Annotated in this window: 15 protein-coding genes; 5 read left to right on the top strand and 10 right to left on the bottom strand. The window is 37.0% G+C overall.

Features of this window, described 5'->3' with window-relative positions:
• A complete protein-coding gene (locus tag ACXY7N_RS22015; protein WP_016085430.1) occupies positions 1 to 408 on the bottom strand; it encodes a MerR family transcriptional regulator in 408 nt (135 codons plus the stop codon).
• A gap of 152 nt (positions 409 to 560) precedes the next feature.
• Here ACXY7N_RS22015 and ACXY7N_RS22010 point away from each other — a divergent pair, with 152 nt between their 5' ends.
• Together ACXY7N_RS22010 and ACXY7N_RS22005 are read left to right on the top strand one after the other, a co-directional pair.
• The gene (locus ACXY7N_RS22010) at positions 561 to 1,286 is read left to right on the top strand and encodes a glycerophosphodiester phosphodiesterase (protein WP_016085429.1); all 726 of its coding nucleotides are present in this window, start codon (positions 561 to 563) and stop codon (positions 1,284 to 1,286) included.
• Between the two features lie 98 nt (positions 1,287 to 1,384).
• Positions 1,385 to 3,436 carry a transglycosylase domain-containing protein gene (locus ACXY7N_RS22005; RefSeq protein ID WP_016136115.1) on the top strand — a complete coding sequence of 684 codons (2,052 nt, stop codon included), beginning with the start codon at positions 1,385 to 1,387 and terminating at the stop codon, positions 3,434 to 3,436.
• Positions 3,437 to 3,470: 34 nt separating this feature from the next.
• Here ACXY7N_RS22005 and ACXY7N_RS22000 read toward each other — a convergent pair whose 3' ends face one another.
• A complete protein-coding gene (locus ACXY7N_RS22000; protein ID WP_016085427.1) occupies positions 3,471 to 3,980 on the bottom strand; it encodes a YwhD family protein in 510 nt (169 codons plus the stop codon).
• A gap of 25 nt (positions 3,981 to 4,005) precedes the next feature.
• Positions 4,006 to 4,680, bottom strand: coding sequence for a site-2 protease family protein (locus ACXY7N_RS21995; RefSeq protein WP_016085426.1), 675 nt, complete (start codon positions 4,678 to 4,680; stop codon positions 4,006 to 4,008).
• A 112-nt stretch (positions 4,681 to 4,792) separates the two neighbouring features.
• Between ACXY7N_RS21995 and thmT the strand changes: the two genes are divergently transcribed.
• Complete coding sequence (gene thmT, locus ACXY7N_RS21990; protein WP_001147171.1) at positions 4,793 to 4,978, top strand: 2-hydroxymuconate tautomerase; 186 nt, start codon at positions 4,793 to 4,795, stop codon at positions 4,976 to 4,978.
• A gap of 39 nt (positions 4,979 to 5,017) precedes the next feature.
• Here the strand turns inward: thmT and ACXY7N_RS21985 are convergent, their stop codons facing one another.
• The 6 genes from ACXY7N_RS21985 to ACXY7N_RS21960 form a co-directional block, all read right to left on the bottom strand.
• A complete protein-coding gene (locus ACXY7N_RS21985; RefSeq protein WP_016085425.1) occupies positions 5,018 to 6,322 on the bottom strand; it encodes an HD domain-containing protein in 1,305 nt (434 codons plus the stop codon).
• A gap of 146 nt (positions 6,323 to 6,468) precedes the next feature.
• Positions 6,469 to 7,413 carry an ABC transporter substrate-binding protein gene (locus ACXY7N_RS21980; protein WP_000787739.1) on the bottom strand — a complete coding sequence of 315 codons (945 nt, stop codon included), beginning with the start codon at positions 7,411 to 7,413 and terminating at the stop codon, positions 6,469 to 6,471.
• A gap of 190 nt (positions 7,414 to 7,603) precedes the next feature.
• Complete coding sequence (locus ACXY7N_RS21975) at positions 7,604 to 8,416, bottom strand: ABC transporter ATP-binding protein (RefSeq protein ID WP_016136117.1); 813 nt, start codon at positions 8,414 to 8,416, stop codon at positions 7,604 to 7,606.
• 15 nt (positions 8,417 to 8,431) lie between these two features.
• Complete coding sequence (locus ACXY7N_RS21970; protein ID WP_016085423.1) at positions 8,432 to 9,448, bottom strand: FecCD family ABC transporter permease; 1,017 nt, start codon at positions 9,446 to 9,448, stop codon at positions 8,432 to 8,434.
• On the bottom strand, positions 9,445 to 10,500 hold the full coding sequence (locus ACXY7N_RS21965; RefSeq protein ID WP_016085422.1) for a FecCD family ABC transporter permease: 1,056 nt from the start codon (positions 10,498 to 10,500) through the stop codon (positions 9,445 to 9,447). Before ACXY7N_RS21965 ends, ACXY7N_RS21970 begins: the two co-directional genes overlap by 4 nt.
• Before the next feature lie 313 nt (positions 10,501 to 10,813).
• Positions 10,814 to 11,038 carry a YuzB family protein gene (locus ACXY7N_RS21960; protein WP_000526076.1) on the bottom strand — a complete coding sequence of 75 codons (225 nt, stop codon included), beginning with the start codon at positions 11,036 to 11,038 and terminating at the stop codon, positions 10,814 to 10,816.
• Positions 11,039 to 11,322: 284 nt separating this feature from the next.
• Here ACXY7N_RS21960 and ACXY7N_RS21955 point away from each other — a divergent pair, with 284 nt between their 5' ends.
• Positions 11,323 to 12,015: an RsfA family transcriptional regulator gene (locus ACXY7N_RS21955; protein ID WP_016085421.1), complete on the top strand. Its 693-nt coding sequence runs from the start codon at positions 11,323 to 11,325 to the stop codon at positions 12,013 to 12,015.
• 28 nt (positions 12,016 to 12,043) lie between these two features.
• On the opposite strand, the gene ACXY7N_RS21950 is transcribed toward ACXY7N_RS21955, so the two are convergent.
• Positions 12,044 to 12,634 (bottom strand): lipoprotein BA_5634 family protein, encoded by a 591-nt coding sequence (locus ACXY7N_RS21950; protein ID WP_033659979.1) that lies wholly within the window; start codon positions 12,632 to 12,634, stop codon positions 12,044 to 12,046.
• A gap of 175 nt (positions 12,635 to 12,809) precedes the next feature.
• On the opposite strand from ACXY7N_RS21950, the gene lipL reads away from it, so the two are divergent.
• The gene (gene lipL, locus ACXY7N_RS21945) at positions 12,810 to 13,655 is read left to right on the top strand and encodes an octanoyl-[GcvH]:protein N-octanoyltransferase (protein ID WP_016136119.1); all 846 of its coding nucleotides are present in this window, start codon (positions 12,810 to 12,812) and stop codon (positions 13,653 to 13,655) included.
• Positions 13,656 to 13,671: the final 16 nt, after the last annotated feature.

The raw sequence follows: 13,671 nt of genomic DNA, 5'->3' as shown, positions 1-13,671 counted from the left end.
TCATTCTCCTTTTGTACTCTCCAAAAATGTCACTGCACGATGTAAGCTATCTTCTAGTTCCACCTTTACACGCTGCATTTGCTCCATTTTCTCGTCTAGCGTTTGCACTTGTTTTTCAAGCATCTCTTTAATTTCTTGAATCATTTCGCGGTCACGAGGGTTTGCACTATTTCTTCTTTGTTCCATTCTTTCTTTTAACGATAAGAAATGTTGCATTTCTTGAAGCGTAATTCCTAATACTTCTTTCGCTTCCACAATCCGTTTAATTCTGGCGATATCCTCATCTGTATACAGGCGAATGTTCCCCTCACTACGTTCTGGGGGATGAATTAAACCAATTTCCTCATAATAACGAAGTGTACGTTTTGTTAAACCAACTTGCTTTGTGACTTCATCAATCTTATACATGTTTATTCCTCCCTTCACTCAACTATTACATTTTACGTTAACGTTAACTTTTGTGCAACTGTTAGACTTTTGTAAATGTTTATCCTATTCAATTGTATTTTTTCAAAAGCAGTTTCATAATGAAAGAAAAGAAACGATAAGGAGATTTCCGTATGAATAAACCACTTATTTTCGCCCACCGCGGGGTAAAAGGAACACATCCAGAAAATACGATGATTGCCTTCCAAGAAGCTGAACGCATTGGTGCCCATGGAATTGAACTTGATGTCCACCTGTCAAAAGATGGTGAACTTGTCGTGATTCACGATGAAACGGTAGATCGCACAACAAATGGCATAGGTCTTGTTTCTGAAAAAACGGTAGCGGAATTACAAGCTTTAGATGCTGGTAGCCATAAAGACCCCTCTTTCGATGAAGCAAAAATTCCAACGTTACGTGAAGTGTTCATTTGGCTATCTACAACAAATTTACAGCTCAATATTGAGTTAAAAACAGATGTCATTCACTACCCTAATATTGAAGAAAAAGTTGTGGCTCTTGTTCGAGAATATCATCTATCTAATCAAATTGTATTCTCCTCATTTAACCACGAATCTGTTTCATTATTAGCAGAGATTGCTCCTGAAATCCCAAGAGCGATTTTATACGATACACCACTTGCTGATCCTATCGCTGAAGCAAAAACTAGAGAAGCAACTGGTTTACATCCAAACTTTCAACTACTAACAAAGGAATTTGTTCAACTAGCGCAAAAACAAGGGTATGTTTTCCGCCCTTATACAATTAACGAATACAAAGATTTACAAACTATGGTTGATTATGGCGTAGATGTCATTATTACCGATTGGCCAGCACGTGCCTTTGAGCTCCTTTCTTAATTGAAGGAGCTTTTGTTTTCAAAATTTCATTGTTTAAAATAACCGAAAACCCTCAATACTAATACAATAATGTTTGTATGAATGAGGGGCTGAAAAAGATGAATCAAACTATGAATCCGAAACTTAAAAAATATAAACGTCTTTTCTTCACCGTAATGTTTTCTTCTGTTCTTTTTTTCGTTTTTTCCTTTTTTGTTATTATTATAATTGCAAAAATTATGGGACCTCCTCCTGTTGCTGTCCCGCAAACAAGTGTCTTTTACGCTAATGATGACACTGTTATAGGGCAAAGTAATGAAATGCAAAAACGCTACAATGTATCTCTCAATGAAATCTCTCCTTATGTAAAAGAGGCAACACTATCTATCGAAGATCAACGATTCTACAAACATCATGGCTTTGATATGAAGCGTATTGCTGGGGCTATTGTTGCCGATTTAAAAGCGATGGCAAAAGTCCAAGGTGCTAGTACGATTACACAACAGTATGCTCGTAACCTATACTTAGATCATGATAAAACGTGGAAACGGAAACTATTAGAAGCGATGTACACCGTCCGCCTTGAAGTGAACTATAATAAAAATCATATTTTAGAAGGTTATTTAAATACAATTTATTACGGACATGGCGCTTACGGAATCGAAGCTGCGTCTCGTCTATATTTCGATAAAACAGCAAAAGAATTAACATTAGCAGAAGCTAGCATGCTCGCTGGTATCCCGAAAGGACCTAGTGTCTACTCTCCTTTTTTGAAAGAGGATCGTGCTAAAGGACGACAATCTCTCATATTAGATGAAATGGTAGAACAAGGTTATATTACGAAGAAACAAGCAACTTCAGCAAAAAAAGAACCACTAAGCTTTGCTTCATTAGATGCGAAAAAAGTGGCAGAGGTCGCGCCTTATTTCCAAGATGCTGTACAGGCTTCTCTTCTTCTTGATATCGGATTAGATGAGCAAGCCTTACAAAAGGGCGGCCTGCGTATTTATACAACGCTAGACCCTAAATTACAATCGGTTGCAGAGCAAGCTGTAAAAGATCACATACCTGACACAACAAACATACAAACTGCTCTCGTCTCTATGAATCCAAAAACAGGTGAAGTAGCTGCCCTTGTTGGTGGAACTGATTATAATACGAGTCAATTTAACAGGGCTACACAAGCCGTTCGTCAGCCTGGTTCTACATTTAAGCCATTTCTATACTATGCGGCACTAGAACGAGGTTTCACCCCGGCTACGCGCTTAAAAAGCGAATACACGGTATTTACTTTAGGTGACGGTGTTTCAAAGTATAAACCAAAAAACTATAAAGATTATTATGCAGATGATTTCGTAACGATGGCACAAGCCCTCGCAGTCTCTGATAACATATATGCTGTGAAAACAAATTTATTTTTAGGTGAAGATATCCTTACAAAAACAGCGAAACAATTCGGAATTACGAGTGCATTAAAAGATGTTCCGTCTCTTGCTCTTGGTACATCTCCTGTAAAGCCAATTGAAATGGTAAATGCTTATAGCATGTTCGCAAACGGCGGAAAGGAAGTAAAACCTATTTTCATTCGCCGCATTATGGATCATGAAGGGAATATGTTATACGATGCTCATTTGGAGAGCAAACAAGTTCTCGATAAGAGCAAAGCGTTTGTGATGGAAGAAATGATGACGGGTATGTTTAATAAAAAACTAAGCAGTTACGCTGCTGTAACTGGTCAGTCGATGTTATCTAAACTCTCGAGAACATATGCCGGAAAATCTGGTTCTACTGAAACAGATAGTTGGATGATTGGATTTACCCCGCAAATCGTAACTGGTGTATGGGTTGGATATGATCAACCTAAATCGATTTCAAACGTAGCAGAACAAGGATATGCGAAAAGAATATGGACCGATACGATGGAGAAAGGCTTAGATGGCCAACCTAAAAAAGAGTTTAAGCAGCCAAGTGACGTCGTTGCAGTCGATATTAATCCTGAAAACGGAAAAATCGCTACAAAAAACTGTCCAATTTCAGTTAAAATGTATTTCGCAAAAGGTACAGAACCAACTGAATATTGTATGGATCATGTTGATGATAAGGAAGAATTTGAAAAGACAACTGAAGAAAAGAAAAAAACAGGTTGGTGGAAAAAATATCTTCCTTGGTAAAAAAAATAGCTGACGGGCATCCGTCAGCTATTTTTTATTCACTTAATAATGCACGGTGCAATTCTTCACTAGATTCGTTCCAAATCGCTTCATTATGTTCTTTCAAGAATGTACCAAGTACTTTTTTAGATGATTCATCCATATGGTCAACCATAATGTGACGCTTCATTGATTTATCCATTTTGTTTACGTGCTCTGGAAGTGATTTATATCCGCGACGAATTTCACGGTCAACTGTCATTTCACAAGCTGTTACACCTGCATAATAAGCTCCTGTCGCAGTTCTTTCAATCGTTACCCACACAAGCCAAAATGGTTTTCCGTTTGGAACTTCATCTTTATTTGTTAAAAACTTAATACCTTTTTCGACCGTACTACGCGCATGCATCGCACCGATATCAACAAAGGCTGTTTTCTCTAGTACATCGACAAATACAGGTGAAATATTTTCTAGGCTTAATGCCCCAACGCCAAATCCACCATGTCCATCTGTTGAATCATTTTTCACGATATTAAAACCGATTTTTTTCTTTTTCTCTGTCATATATAAAGTCCTCCTCGCTTACTGATTAGAAAAGCCTGAAAATAGGCGCAATGATACTGTCTAAAAATACAAATACATACGGAATGACAACATTGAAAATAGGTTGAATTGTGTAATTGCTAAGCGGTGTAATAACGAGAATTAATAACGCGATTGCTCCATACTTTTCATACTGTGTCATTTTCGCACGAATATTTGCTGGTGCTAAATCCTCCACAACACGATATCCATCAAGTGGCGGGATTGGTAATAAGTTAAATACAAGTAAAACGATATTAAGCATAATAAAAATTTGGAAGAATCGACCTAACGTATCTGCTACTGCAGCTGGAATTGCATCAAATACTCCGAATACCGCTAAACTATATAAAATAATTAAACCAATCGCACTTAAAATTAAGTTACTGATCGGCCCAGCAATCGAAACTAATATCCCAGCAAGACGCGGTCTTTTAAAATTGTACGGGTTAACTGGTACTGGCCTTGCCCAACCGAAACCAAGAATTAATACTGCAATCATCCCGATAGGATCTAAGTGCGCCATCGGTGATAAAGTTAAGCGACCTTGTCTCTTTGCTGTATCGTCTCCAAATTTATATGCAACATATGCATGCGCAAATTCATGCACTGATAATGCAATAATAATCGCCATTGCTACTAACGGGATTTCTTGCAATGGATATCTAAATAACTGATCCATGATTCATCTCCTCTTCAATATGTCAAAAAAAGAAATTATTTGTTTTTTCGATTGTTCTTCCCCATAATCCGCTATAATAAGAGTGTAACTTACATAAAAGGAGCGATTATATATGCCATACGTAACAGTGAAAATGCTAGAAGGACGCACAGAGGAACAAAAGAAAGCTCTTGCTGAGAAAGTAACAGCAGCAGTAAGCGAAACAACTGGTGCTCCTGAAGAAAACATCGTTGTTTTCATCGAAGAAATGTCTAAAAACCATTATGCAGTTGGCGGAAAACGCTTAAGCGACAAATAATTCCAAGTTCTTTCATAAGAAGCAGCTCTTAGCTGCTTCTTATTTTTTTCCTTCTAGTAACTCGATGATTCTCTCTTTATATTTTCCTTTTCTTCCATCTTCATAGATTAAATCATGCGGATAGAATAATTTTTGATCCCTTCTCTTCTTACCAGTAATCGCCTCAACAATATCCGATTCACGTGAAAGCTCTCTAAGCTCTCCATTTGGCATAAGAAGTAAGATTGGCAGACGTTCTTCTTCTTCACCAGCACGGTAAAAGTCATACGGTAAGTCTGATGTTGAATCAACTACTAAATAGTATTCTGGATCAAGTCCAATCTTTTTAAATAAGCTACTTAATTCCATCCAATTATCTAAACCGTGCTTATCTGTAAACTCTACATATTTAAATAGGTTTCGATTCATAAAACGGCGGCATAAATCACTTAAAATTGGATCTTCTTCGTCTTGCCATACTTGGAAGTAATAATACATAACGTTCTCGTCTAACTTTAAATAATCCTCTACTGTTACTTCTTCTTCAAATAAAGAATAGAAATGAACCGGATGATTTTTAAATGTATAATACTTCTCGTGCAATGATTTTGCACGGTGTAAAATCTTCGTTAAAATAACTTCAGCACTGCGCGTCACCGGATGGAAATATACTTGCCAATACATTTGATAACGACTCATAATATAATGCTCAACAGCATGCATACCACTATTTTTAATAACTACTTGATTGCCGTACGGACGCATGACACGCAATATACGTTCCATATCAAAGTTTCCATACTTTACGCCAGTGAAATACGCATCTCTTAATAAATAGTCCATACGATCTGCATCAATTTGACTGGAAATCATGCTAATCGCTAATTTATTAGAAGATGTTTTTGCGATTACATCGGCTACCTTTTGTGGAAAATCTTTATCCACACGACTTAATACGCGATTAATTTCCGTATCTCCAACGATAATCTTTTGTGTAAATTTCTCATGATCTAATGAAAATACTTTTTCAAAGGAGTGAGAAAACGGGCCGTGACCGACATCATGAAGTAATGCCGCACATAAACATAACAATCTATCTTCAGCATTCCAGTTCGGTCTGCCATCAAACACATCATCAATCATACGACGAATAATCTCATATACACCTAATGAATGAGTAAAGCGACTATGCTCTGCACCGTGAAATGTAAAAAATGTCGTTCCAAGCTGCTTAATACGGCGTAAGCGTTGAAATTCTTTCGTTCCGATTAAATCCCAAATAACACGATCGCGCACGTGCACATATTTATGTACCGGGTCTTTAAACACTTTTGTTTCGCTGAGTTTGTCGTTTAAATATACCACCTTCCGACATCCCCCTTTCTTTACTGCATTCTTACTATATATTATAAACGAAATAGGAAACAGAAAGAAATGAAAGACTATATTAATTGCCCTTATATAAAGAAAAAATCACTTTTACCGGAGTAAAAGTGATTTCTTTTTATACATTATTTCCCTAAAACGAACTCAGCAACTTCATCTAAGATCATTTCTTTACCTAGAGGGAAGTAACCTTTGTTTAAGTCTTCGTTTTTAATTGTAAATACGTGGTTGTTTTTAACAGCGTTCATGTTTTTCCAAATTGATTCTTCCTGGAATTCTTTTAGACGCTGAGAACCGTCACCAGTCGTAAATACGAATAAGTAATCTGGGTTGTAATCGATTAAAGCTTCTTTTTGTACTTGTACTAATGGTTTATCCGTTGGTGTACCTTTAACTGCTGGTAATTTTAAATCGTTAAAGATTACGCTACCGTAACCGTAGTCACCGTATACGCGGAAAGCATTTGGATATGCAGCCATTTTCATAAATTTAGCATCGCCAGTTTTCGCAACGATTTTATCATGTAATTTGCTTGCTTTTTCATCATACTGTTTAAACCATTCTTTTGTTTCTTTCTCTTTACCGAAGATTTGACCTACTTCTTCGAATTTTGGACGCCATTGGTCTAATGGAGTTTTTAACATAACTGTTGGTGCAATTTTAGATAATTGATCATAGATCTTTTCTTGACGATTGTTTACAAGAATTAAGTCTGGTTTTGCAGCAGCTACTGCTTCGATGTTAATTTTATCGCCCCAAGCAGAACCAACTGGTTTTACGTCTTTTAATTTCTTTTCAATATGTGCATCAATTTTTTCTTGAGATGTATTAGCAGTAATAATTGGTTTCATACCAAAGATTAATAATTCTTCTGTTGAACCACTAAGGTCAGCAATTTTCTTTGGATTTGCAGGGATTTTAATTTCCCCTTTTGCATGTTGTACAGTGCGCTCTTCAGTCTTCGCATCCTTCGCATCTGCTTTCTTCTCTTCTTTGTTAGAACAAGCTGCAAATAGTACAGAAGTAACGACTAGTACCATTGCTAATAACGCCATTTTAAAATTCTTCATGTTCCCACTCCTTCTAGCTGTATTTCTCTTATAAGTTACAGTGAACTATAAGAAACAAGATTAACAATTAATCAATATATATTTATTAATTGTTGTTTATGCCCCGTTCTAACGGGTGTTCAACTTCCTATTTACTAATAAGAAGCTCAACGTCCATTAGAATTCCCCCCTCTCTAAGAGGGGGTTCTAATTATGCTTTTTTACGCAATTGATTACTAATCATCGCTAAATCATATGTTAAACAAATTGGCTTACAGTTTACTGGACATGGAACGATTTGAGCTTCAATCTCAAATACGTTACGAAGTGTTTCACTTGTCATTACTTCATCTGGCGTTCCTTGTTTCATTAACTTACCTGCTTTTAATGCAATCATATGATCTGAGAAACGAGAAGCATGGTTTAAGTCATGGATAACCATAACAATCGTTCTACCTTCTTCTTCATTTAACTTTTTCAATAAGTTTAATATTTCTAATTGGTGGGCCATATCTAAGTACGTTGTCGGTTCATCTAATACGAGTAATTCTGTCCCTTGTGCAAGGGCCATCGCAATCCATACACGTTGACGTTGCCCGCCTGATAACGCTTCTGCTGAACGATTTGCGAATTCTGTCATTCCCGTCACTTCAAGTGCCCAATGAATGTAACGATAATCCTCTTCTTTCAACGTTCCAAATCCTTTTTGATGAGGAAAACGTCCATATGAAACAAGTTCAAACACAGTAAGGCCAGTTGGCACTTCTGCAGTCTGTGGTAAAATTGCCATTTTCTTTGCGATTTCTTTCGTTGGCTGTTTCTCAATTGCTTTTCCGTCAAGATAAACAGTACCTTTTTTCGCCTTCAAAATACGAGAAGCTGTTTTTAATAATGTGGACTTCCCACAACCATTTGGTCCAATAATTGTTGTAATTTTCCCTTCCGGAATTTCAACTGTTAATCCATCAATAATTAACCCTTCATTATAGCCAACAGATACCGCATCAACTGCTAAAGTTGCCATACAAAAAGCCTCCCTTTATTTTGTCCTCATAAGTAAGTATATAAAATATGGTGCACCAATTACAGAAATAACAAGACCGACCGGTATTTCTGAAGTTGGTAACACACTTCTTGAAATTACGTCTGCGAATAAAAGTAAAAACGTCCCTATTAGTGCAGCAGTAGGCAGCATAATTTGATGTTTACCACCAACAAGGCGCCTCGCTAAATGTGGAGCCATTAAACCGATAAAACCAATTCCTCCAGCAACAGCGACAGATGCACCCGCTAAACAAACTGCAATAAATAATAATTTACGTCTTTCTTTTTCTACATTTACGCCAAGGCCAACAGCTGTAGAGTCGCCTAGGTTCATTACATTTAATATGTGCGCCTTACTAATAGCAAGTGGCAAGAATATAACCATCCATGGAAGTACACTTAGCACGAACTTCCAATCTGTACCCCACAGACTTCCTGCTAACCAAATCGTCGCAAAACGGAAATCGTTAGATGTCATCTTCATAGAAAAAATTAAACTAACAGCACCAAACCCAGCTGCAACAGCGATACCAACAAGTATCAATCGAGTAGATGAAACGCCGTCTTTCCATGCTAGTAAATAAATAATAACCGCTGCTAATATCGCACCAACTAACGCGAAGAATGGAAGGATAAATACAGATAAAAATGTACCAGTCCCAACTTTCCCGAAGAAAAAGTAGACGAATATAACAACTGTTAATCCCGCTCCAGCGTTAATACCGATAATACCTGGATCAGCAAGTGGGTTTCGCGATAATCCTTGCAAAATCGCACCTGACATCGCCAAAGCGGATCCAACTAATATAGCAATAACCATACGTGGCATACGGAATTCAAATAAAATAACAGACTGATCTTCAGCCCCAAGTCCAACCAATGATTTTAATACATCCATTGGTGGTATTTTAAATGTTCCTGTATTTAAACTTACTAAAAATACAGTGACGATTAATCCTACCAAAATTGTTAAAATAGAAACGTTCTTTTTTGTTAAGACACTTGTCCTCACATTTTTCCTCTCCCTTCGTTACGTGCTAAGTAGAGGAAGAATGGAACCCCAATTAGTGCTGTAATTGCTCCAATTGGCGTTTCAAACGGTGGGTTAATAACGCGAGATAACATATCTGCACATTCAATTAACAGCCCGCCTAAGACTGCAGAACATGGAATAACCCATCTATAGTCTGAGCCTACAAGGAAACGAGTCATATGTGGAATGACAAGTCCAACGAATCCAACCGATCCTGCCATAGAAACTGCAGAACCTGTTAACACAAGAACAAGTACTGTTCCGATAAATTTAATTAGTGTCGTATTTTGACCAAGTCCAATCGCAATTTCTTCACCAAAGCTCAAAATTGTAATATACCTTGACATCATAATTGCAATAAAAAGACACACAAGCCCAATCGGCACTAACATATTAATACTTTCCCACTTCACTCCAGCAACTCCGCCAGCATTCCACATGCTCACCTCTTGAGCAAGATTGAAATACAGCGCAATTCCAGATGAGATGGCCCCTAATAAAGCACTAATTGCTGCACCTGCTAAAGCTAATTTCACAGGTGTTAATCCACCTGGTGAAGAAGATCCAATTCCATATACAATGCTCGCCCCAAACGCAGCTCCAATAAAAGATGCGATGACAAACATTAAATAAGGTGAATTAGGAAAAAATGCATACATAATTGCAATCCCAAATACAGCCCCATCTGTAATTCCCATTAACGATGGAGAAGCAAGTGGATTTCGCGTCATACCTTGCATAATTGCTCCCGATACCGCTAAAAAGGCACCTGCTACTACGCCCCCTATTGCCCTAGGCATGCGAAGTTCTTGAATTACGTTATGATGCGTAATAGAACCGTCAAACTGAAACACAGCTTGCCATACAGTCTTTAAACTAATATCTGCAGCACCAAACGAAATAGACAATGCCATGCTTAAAGCTAACAAGACTGTACCTGCTACTAAAATAATAGAAGCAATGAGCGGCCTACTCTTAATCTCTTTAACATTCTCTTCTTGTTGTCCTATACTCCTTGCGCTCGCTTCCATCCCTCAACCATCCTAACCAACAACATATATTTAATAAAATGAAATTTATTCTCAAATAGTAATAAAAAAATTAGGTGAATTGACCTTCCCTGATAATGATTCTCAGAATCAGACACCTTCTATTCTACCTATCGCTTCCAAAGACTGTCAACTATTATTTTGAAATACAAATTTATCTAAATTGAAGCCTTAATGAACAGGTAATGCCTATGTATCACTTACCATTATCCCTCAACAATTAAGCTTCCAAAGAATAATTCTTTCCTCTTATGGGCATAAAAAAAGAAGAGTAATCTGTTCACTCTTCTTTTTCTTATTTATTTAACTTTACTTCAATCTTTGTAATTAATTCATCTTCTGTTGGAGCCGCAACTGGACGATTATTTACAAATGCGAATGATTTTTTACGACCAGGGCCACAGTAAGACTGACATCCAACTTCAATCGTTGCACATGAATCTACTTTTTTTAACTTCGGAATCAACGTTTTAACGTTCGTTGCCTGACAATCATCACACACACGAAATTCGTTTCCCATTATACAACACTTCCTCTATTTTAAACTTTTCTCAAGTACATTTAAAAATAAACACTAAATGGTATTTTACCGCTCTTTGAAGCTCGTTGCAAGTTTCCTTACGACGCTCTTTCTTCATATAATGCTATATATTTATATGCTCTCCTACAGAAGCTCTCATCATTCATCGCAAAATTTTCACCTTTCATCGAAATCTACCATATTTTTAAAAGCTTTGTATAAAAGCTCATTTTTTTGCCCATTATAAAAATAGGAAGTTCATAAAAAGAAAGGGAGTTGAATCTATGAAAGTAAGACAAGATGCTTGGACGGATGAGGACGATTTATTACTTGCTGAAACTGTACTTCGTCACGTTCGAGAAGGAAGCACTCAATTAAATGCATTTGAAGAAGTAGGAGATCAATTAAATCGTACATCTGCTGCCTGTGGTTTCCGTTGGAATGCTGTTGTTCGCTATAGCTATGAACAAGCTCTTCAACTAGCAAAAAAACATCGTAAAGATAAAATGCGTGCTGCAAGCGGTGAACAAGCGAAAAAACGTTTACTTTATACACCACCAGCTTCAGATTCGATAACTGATTATGAAGAACTAGTACAAGAGGAATCAATTGTACAATATAAAGAAGCTATTCCCTATCAGGAATCTACTGTTCCTGCTGCGAAAGGCTCTATGACAATGCAAGATGTTATTTATTTTTTACAAACAGTCGGCTCTTCAAATATAAAAGTGACAGCTCTTGAAAACGAGAATACGAGATTGAAACAAGAAATTAGAGCACAAATCCTTCGAAATGAAGAACTAGAAAAGAAACTAGAAAAATTAGAACAACAATCTCATACTGTACAAGAAGATTACGAAACACTTATGAACATCATGAACCGAGCTCGTAAGTTAGCAGTCATGGATGACGAAGAACGTTCTCAAACATCTTTCCGAATGGATCGAAATGGTAACTTAGAAAAAATTGCAGAATAAAAAGGATGCATTACATGCATCCTTTTTATTATTTCACTTCCACCATATGTGCTTCTTCTACGTTAGAACCTCTCTTTATATCTGGGAAAATCTTTTCCTTTGGATTCTCTTTAAAAGCTGCTAATCCAATCGTTTTTACCGGTTCACTTATTTTTGCATATTCCGTATCACTAACAACCGCATACATATCTGTATATTTACGCGCATCACCAATTACTACATTACCTTCATACTTCATTTTCTTTCCATCAATTACTACATCTTTTTGTTCCTCTTTAGCAAATACAATTCCAGCTTCATCAGAAATAGCCGGCAATGCTTTAATTGGTTCTACATCTTCTTTCACTACTTTTTTCAGCATGTTTTCTTTTACCATCTTTTCAGCTGTTGTTTTATTCATAATTAAAACCTTTTTCTCATTAACAGTACCTAGTTTTGCTTCAAATTTATTTTGAGATTCAATTTTATCTTTATATTGATCCATTGTTTTTTGAACGCCTGTTTCATCTCCGTACATAACAACGCCCTTTGCTTGTGGTGCAATCATATCCATAATAGAACAGCCACTAAATACGGCAGCCGACATAATCGCTACGAGTCCTAATTTAACTTTTTTCATCTGTATTCCTCCTAAAATCATCATTGCATCTCTTAGTTTAACTGTCGCAGCTCGTTTAACCAATTCACTTTCCTTACGATAACCTTACAATTCAGTAAGATTCCCTCTTAAAAACTACTTTCATTATTTTTTGCTATAATAGAGATTGTCATTTTAAAGATAAGGGGTTAGTTATATGAGCAATTCCCGTTCCATTTTATCTCAGCCAGAGTGGCGTATTGTAGATCAGTCTAGCTTGGGACCAACATTCCATGCATTGCAGTCATTTGCAATGGACGACACATTATGCACAAGTATCGGAAAGGGCGAATCAGCTGCAACAATGCGCTCTTGGGTTCATCACAATACAATTGTCCTTGGCATTCAAGATTCACGCCTACCACACTTGGAAGAAGGTATTTCCTTTTTAAAAGAAAACAATTTCAATGTTATCGTTCGTAATTCTGGTGGACTTGCAGTTGCGCTTGATGAAGGTGTGTTAAACGTATCACTTTTATTCCAAGAAACAGAAAAAGGTATCGATATTGATCTTGGATACGATACAATGTGGCATTTAATTCAGGAAATGTTAAAAGATTACGACGTTACAATCGAGGCAAAAGAAATTGTTGGCTCTTACTGTCCTGGTAGCTATGACTTGAGTATTCGCGATCAAAAATTCGCTGGTATTTCACAGCGCCGTATTCGCGGTGGTGTCGCTGTCCAAATTTATCTCTGTGCTACAGGAAGTGGCTCTGAGCGTGCCGCACTCGTTCGTGATTTCTACAACCTAGCCATTCAAGGAGAAGAAACACGCTTTACGTACCCTGAAATTGTACCGAGTACGATGGCTTCACTTTCAGAACTACTTGGCGAAACCATTACAGTACAAGATTTAATGATGCGCCTTTTAAAAACACTGCAGCAATTCGCTCCAAAGTTAACACCATCTCCATTAACAGTAGATGAAATTCCTTTATATGAGACGAATTTACAACGTATCATTGATCGTAACAATAAAGCACTTGGCTTAGAAAAATAAAGACCGTCGCTATTAT

Source organism: Bacillus sp. 5w2, from assembly GCF_054353775.1.
This window is presented reverse-complemented; position numbering and strand designations above follow the sequence as displayed.

Excerpts from the sequence above, each read along its gene's own strand:
- ACXY7N_RS22000 (WP_016085427.1), bottom strand. The coding sequence starts at position 3,980 with ATGACAGAGAAAAAGAAAAAAATCGGTTTTAATATCGTGAAAAATGAT.
- ACXY7N_RS21965 (WP_016085422.1), bottom strand. The coding sequence starts at position 10,500 with ATGGAAGCGAGCGCAAGGAGTATAGGACAACAAGAAGAGAATGTTAAA.
- ACXY7N_RS21955 (WP_016085421.1), top strand. The coding sequence starts at position 11,323 with ATGAAAGTAAGACAAGATGCTTGGACGGATGAGGACGATTTATTACTT.
- ACXY7N_RS21995 (WP_016085426.1), bottom strand. The coding sequence starts at position 4,680 with ATGGATCAGTTATTTAGATATCCATTGCAAGAAATCCCGTTAGTAGCA.
- ACXY7N_RS22010 (WP_016085429.1), top strand. The coding sequence starts at position 561 with ATGAATAAACCACTTATTTTCGCCCACCGCGGGGTAAAAGGAACACAT.
- ACXY7N_RS22005 (WP_016136115.1), top strand. The coding sequence starts at position 1,385 with ATGAATCAAACTATGAATCCGAAACTTAAAAAATATAAACGTCTTTTC.
- ACXY7N_RS21950 (WP_033659979.1), bottom strand. The coding sequence starts at position 12,634 with ATGAAAAAAGTTAAATTAGGACTCGTAGCGATTATGTCGGCTGCCGTA.
- ACXY7N_RS21960 (WP_000526076.1), bottom strand. The coding sequence starts at position 11,038 with ATGGGAAACGAATTTCGTGTGTGTGATGATTGTCAGGCAACGAACGTT.
- ACXY7N_RS21975 (WP_016136117.1), bottom strand. The coding sequence starts at position 8,416 with ATGGCAACTTTAGCAGTTGATGCGGTATCTGTTGGCTATAATGAAGGG.
- thmT (WP_001147171.1), top strand. The coding sequence starts at position 4,793 with ATGCCATACGTAACAGTGAAAATGCTAGAAGGACGCACAGAGGAACAA.
- ACXY7N_RS22015 (WP_016085430.1), bottom strand. The coding sequence starts at position 408 with ATGTATAAGATTGATGAAGTCACAAAGCAAGTTGGTTTAACAAAACGT.
- ACXY7N_RS21980 (WP_000787739.1), bottom strand. The coding sequence starts at position 7,413 with ATGAAGAATTTTAAAATGGCGTTATTAGCAATGGTACTAGTCGTTACT.
- lipL (WP_016136119.1), top strand. The coding sequence starts at position 12,810 with ATGAGCAATTCCCGTTCCATTTTATCTCAGCCAGAGTGGCGTATTGTA.